Annotated in this window: 1 protein-coding gene; it reads right to left on the bottom strand. The window is 69.6% G+C overall.

Annotated elements, in window-relative coordinates:
• Positions 1–2,287 (bottom strand): condensation domain-containing protein (locus ACZ4FV_RS52070; protein WP_465328475.1); only part of this gene is annotated, 2,287 nt, incomplete at both ends.

Genomic DNA, 2,287 nt, shown 5'->3' with positions numbered 1-2,287 from the left:
ACACCACCGCCACCGCACCCGGCGACGCCACCACCCGAGCCTCGAACAACCCCACAACCGAAACCGAATCCCGATCCACAGCGGTGTCGTTCCACTCCACCAACACCCGAGACCGTTCGGCCCCGTCAAGCACGTCCACCGCGCCCAGACGCGACGCCGGTTCGGCGGTCACCGCCCGCAGTACCCGTGCCAACCGCTCGGCCATCTGCAGGACGCAATCCGGATCGAACAGGTCGGCGGCGACGGTCACCAGGCCGCGGAGCCCGGCTGGGCGGCCCTGATCGTCGACGACTTCGCCGACGGTCACCTCGATGTCCACCCTCGCGGCCGGCGAGAGATCCGCAGCGTCGGCGGCCGACGCCGCACCCACCTCGATGTCGGGCAGTTCGAGCGCCGCCCGGCCGGCGTTCTGCAGGGTCAACATCACCTGGAACAGCGGATGCCGCGCCAACGACCGCGCCGGCGCCAACTCCTCCACCAACCGCTCGAACGGCACATCCTGATTCCCGAACGCCGCCAGGCCCGTCTCCCGAACCCGACCCAGCACCTCCCGGAACGTCGGATCCCCCGACAGGTCCGTCCGCATCACCAACGTGTTCACGAAGAACCCGACCAGATCGTCCAGACCCTCGTCCGTACGACCCGCCACCGCCGCACCGATCGGCACATCCGTACCGGCACCCAACCGCGACAACAACACCGCCAACCCGGCCTGCAACACCATGAACACCGTCACACCCTCGGACCGGGCCAACTCCACGATGTCGCCGTGGAGATCGCCTGGGATCTCGAGCCGAGCGCTGTGCCCACGGTGACCGGCGACCGGCGGACGGGGTCGGTCGATCGGCAGTTCCAGCTCCTCCGGCGCTCCGGCCAGAGCCGAACGCCAGTAGGCCACCTGGGCCGACAACACGCTTTCGGGGTCGTCCTCCTCACCCAGGATCTCGCGCTGCCAGAGCGTGTAGTCGGCGTACTGCACCGGCAACGGAGCCCACTCGGGTGCGTGTCCCGCACACCGGGCCGCATACGCCGTGGAGACGTCACGACCCAACGGACCCATCGACCAACCGTCACCCGCGATGTGATGCACCACGAGCACGAACACGTGCTCCCGCGGCCCGGACGAGAACAGCCACGCCTTGATCGGTACCTCGGCCGCGAGGTCGAACACATGGCCTGTCGCCCGCGCGATCGCACCCGGCATCTCCGCCGGCGCCACGGACTCGGCTACCGGCTCCCACTCGACGTGGTCGAGACTCAACACCCTCTGGTACGGCTCACCGTCCGCGACGGCGAATACCGTCCGCAGCACCTCGTGCCGACCCATCACATCCCGCAACGCGGCGGAGAGAGCCGCATTGTCCACCGGTCCCGACAGCCGAACGACCGTCGAAGCGTTGTACTTGGCGCTACGGCCCTCCAACTGCCCCAGGAACCACAACCGGCGCTGCGCGAACGACAACGGCACCCGCTCCGGACGCTCCCGAACCGCCAACGCCGTGCGCGCCGCACCGGACCGGGTCAGTTCTCCGGCCAGCCCGGCTGCCGTCGGTGACTCGAAGAGGGAGCGAATGTCCAACTCGACGCCCAGCACCGCCCGTACGCGCGATACGAGCCGCGTCGCGAGCAGGGAGTGGCCGCCCAGCTCGAAGAAGTTCTCGTGCGCTCCGACCGATTCCAGGCCGAGCACCTGGGCGAACATCCCGCACAGGATCTCCTCCTGGGGCGACGGCGCGAACCCGCCGGACTCCGCACCATCCAAGCGATCGGGACTGGGCAGGGCGGCCCGATCGAGTTTGCCGTTGGCGGTCAGCGGAAGCGCGGCCAGCACCACGATCGCGCCGGGCAGCATGTACTCCGGCAGGCGACGCGCGGCGAACTCGCGCAACGCGACCGGCAGGTCATCGCTCCCACCATCGCCGAATCCGCCATCGGCGTCGGCCGGCACGACATACGCCAGCAGACGGGTGTCACCCGAGGATTCCGTCCGGGCGACCACCGCGACCCGAGCCACGCCCGGGTGGGCCGCCAACACCTCCTCGATCTCGGCCGGTTCGATCCGGAAGCCGCGCACCTTCACCTGATCGTCGGCCCGACCGACGAACACCAACCGACCCTCGGCAGTCCACCGAACCCGGTCCCCGGTGCGGTACATCCGCTCGCCCACGGCGAACGGGCACGCCACGAACCTGTCCGCCGTCAACCCCGGCCGCGAAACGTAACCCCGAGCCAGCCCGGCACCCGCGATATACAGCTCGCCGATCACACCCACCGGAACCGGAGCAAG

The sequence above is a fragment of the Embleya sp. NPDC025285 genome (assembly GCF_055558835.1).
The sequence above is the reverse complement of the archived record's forward strand: the minus strand, read 5'-3'. Positions and strand labels throughout refer to the sequence as shown.